We start from the raw sequence: 2,635 nt of genomic DNA on the forward strand, positions 1-2,635 counted from the left end.
ATTCCTAATATCATTATCCCACTATCCCATCAATAGGAATGCGGCTTTAGCCCATTCCTTTTATTCATTCCAAAATCCCATTCCTATTTTCGATTCATCCCCAACCCCGGCTTTAGCCAAAATTCAGGGGATTCAATCATTCGGCTAAAGCCGGAAATTGTCTGCCGGATTTTTTTATCTCCTCCATCTAAAGATGGAGGGAAGCGATCAGACCCTGTTTTGACTTTTATTTGACCTTGTTAGTCAATAGGAATGTGGCTTTAGCACATTCCTATTGAGGATTTTATCTTTCTGCCGTGGTTTGTGTCTCCACAAACCACTTTATGAAAATAACCTTGGCAACCCCAATCTTCAGGAACAAAAAACTCCTCAGAGATCAACTTAGGCAGGAGTGGAACCTTATGCGTTTTTTAGGAAAAGATTAGCCATTTGCTTAATTTAACTGAGTTCTAAATTTTTATTTGTAGTTTTTGAATGGTTGTACGTCGTATTAAATCCCAACTTTTTATTGAAGAACTTGAGACAGACGGGCACCACCCATTGAAAATTCAAGCAGATGATGGAGATATTTACATTTGCAAATACCTCACCCAACTCCAACGGGAGGAAATAGACTGTCTTTTTTATGAATTGGTGAGCCATGATCTCTTGTCGTGGCTAGGTATCCGTAGTCCAGAAATAGCTCTGATGGAAGTGGATCCCCTACACCTGGATAGCAAAAAAATATTTTTCAATAAAAGACTTCTACGACAAAAGACCTGGGTCTTGGCTGTTAAGTGGTTGCAAGACACAGAATTGCTAACTAGCCTGACGGGCATATCTAAAAGAAGCCTACTTAAAAAGTTTATTGACCCATATCTTTTGATAAAAATAGCATTATTCGATTTGTGGGTGGATAATGTGGACAGGGGAGTAAATAGAGAAGGATTGGCAAACTATAATCTATTGATACATGCCCGACTAATTGATAAGCAGGTGAAATTTACCTGGGTTCCCATTGATCATGCTTTTTGTTTTGGAGGTGTGACCAAACTGAGAATTCTCAACCCTTCTTTTCTACCTGAAGTTGCACATAAACTGCCGGAAAGCCCTTATTTTCAGAAGTATTATAAGCTGTTGAACAAAGAGGATTTGCACCAAATTATTGATAATTTCTTACCTTTGTCCTCCCTTTCCGGCATTGAAGAAATTGTCAATCAGGCATATGCTCAAATTCCGGTCGAATGGGAAGTTCCAAAACATTTGCCTCAGCGCCTCATCAACTTCCTGATCGATGAAGCTCGTGTTCAAAGGGCAAGATATTTGATCAAAGATAGGCTACGTTAATATGACTAGTTTTTTTGTGCCCATATTCCATTCCTTGGGATCTTTCGGAAACGAGAAGGTTCTCATTGGCCTGCTGGTGGTAACACCTGAAAAGGTTTGGTATGCCTATTCCCAGAAAAAACTCAAATTAGTAAAGCAGATTCTTGGAGCAGCTTCTTATGAACTTGCCAAAGCTACCCTTTCCCAGATTGGTGAAAAAGTAAATACCGAAAACAAAAAATCACCATCCTATTCAGGTTTGGTGGATTTTCAGAATCCAGTATTTGGCAAAGACTACTTTGAGTATTTGAAAAAATACGCCAATAACTCGCTATTGTTTGATTCAGCTCAGGAACTCAATTTTGAAATCAATGAGGAATCATTTCAGAAATTGTATCAAAACTGGGTAGGGGATACAGATCTAGCTGATGGGAATCCAAAACCAAATTTTCATACCCACATCCAAAGTCTTCTGAAAAAATATCCTATTAAGGATAAAGCAGATGTAGGATTGAAATTGGATCCTTACCAGCTCCCTGGGCTGAATGGTGATACTTTTGTAAATCTAATTGCGCAGAACGGAGCAGTGATGGCTATGGAAACAGTGGACTTTACCAGTTCTATGACAAACATTAGCTTGACGCTTAATTCATTCGAAATACTGGTCGCGGCTTTGAAGGGCTATAGTGAAGCGAAAGGTCTCAAATCAGGGAAGTTCAAATTGATGCTTAAAAAGCCTAAGGCAGGCTCCGAGCAGGAAAATCTTTTAAACCTCTTCTACTCTCAGAAAAAAGAACTTTATACCCTATTGGAGGAAAAGGAAATTGAAAATGTAATTGAAGAACTCCATCAGGAGGAGTATCAAAAGTTTTCTATCGCTTTAAACCAATAATCAAGTAAATACATACCATTTTTCCTTCCTATTAATTCGTCACACCGATGGCTTAAACTGGAATGGTGCTTCAGCCCGTCTTCAGAATCCCCATCAATAGGAATGCGGCTTTAGCCCATTCCTTTTATTCATTCCAAAATCCCATTCCTATTTTCGATTCTCCCCCCAACCCCGGCTTTAGCCAAAATTCACGGGATTTTAACATTCGGCTAAAGCCGGAAATTGTCTATCGGATTTTTTTAAACCTCCAGCTGAAGCAGGAGGGAAGTGATGGGATCCGATTTCATGAATTCTCCAATGAGATAGAATTACGGTTTTAGGCAATTCCTGAATTACTATCCCATAGGAGGGCGGTTTTAATTCATTAATAACATTATTCCAAAATCCCCATCACTAGGAATGCGGCTTTTATTCATTCCTAATATCATTATCCCACTA

General features: G+C 39.1%; 2 protein-coding genes. Both read left to right on the top strand.

The genetic code is table 11. The features are described 5' to 3' along the window. Positions 1-474: 474 nt before the first annotated feature. Positions 475-1,326, top strand: coding sequence for a HipA family kinase (locus QOL76_RS21180; RefSeq protein WP_283414959.1), 852 nt, complete (start codon positions 475-477; stop codon positions 1,324-1,326). A 1-nt stretch (position 1,327) separates the two neighbouring features. Next, positions 1,328-2,197, top strand: a complete 870-nt coding sequence (locus tag QOL76_RS21185) for a hypothetical protein (RefSeq protein WP_283414960.1) — start codon at positions 1,328-1,330, stop codon at positions 2,195-2,197. Positions 2,198-2,635 lie beyond the last annotated feature (438 nt).

Source organism: Algoriphagus winogradskyi (assembly GCF_900182815.1).
Classification (GTDB): domain Bacteria; phylum Bacteroidota; class Bacteroidia; order Cytophagales; family Cyclobacteriaceae; genus Algoriphagus; species Algoriphagus winogradskyi.

Bases quoted from the DNA above. Each gene is read 5' to 3' on its own strand.
- QOL76_RS21185 (WP_283414960.1), top strand. From the start codon at position 1,328: ATGACTAGTTTTTTTGTGCCCATATTCCATTCCTTGGGATCTTTCGGA.
- QOL76_RS21180 (WP_283414959.1), top strand. From the start codon at position 475: ATGGTTGTACGTCGTATTAAATCCCAACTTTTTATTGAAGAACTTGAG.